The following is a 234-nucleotide window of genomic DNA, read 5'->3' as shown; positions in this document are numbered from 1 at the left end:
GGTGGTGAAAGGGCAGAGCACCACGCTGACCGTGGCCTTCCAGCCGGAGGGCGTAACCGACAAGAGCTTTCGTGCGGTGTCTGCGGATAAAACAAAAGCCACCGTGTCGGTCAGTGGTATGACCATCACCGTGAACGGCGTTGCTGCAGGCAAGGTCAACATTCCGGTTGTATCCGGTAATGGTGAGTTTGCTGCGGTTGCAGAAATTACCGTCACCGCCAGTTAATCCGGAGA

At 56.4% G+C, this 234-nt stretch carries 1 protein-coding gene; it reads left to right on the top strand.

Annotated elements, in window-relative coordinates; genetic code table 11:
- The coding region (locus SB771_RS37205; RefSeq protein ID WP_227416122.1) for an Ig-like domain-containing protein at positions 1–226 on the top strand (226 nt) is incomplete at its 5' end.
- Positions 227–234 lie beyond the last annotated feature (8 nt).

The sequence above is a fragment of the Burkholderia sp. SIMBA_051 genome, assembly GCF_046534915.1.
In the GTDB taxonomy this organism is placed as follows: Bacteria; Pseudomonadota; Gammaproteobacteria; order Burkholderiales; family Burkholderiaceae; genus Burkholderia; species Burkholderia ambifaria.
This window is presented reverse-complemented; position numbering and strand designations above follow the sequence as displayed.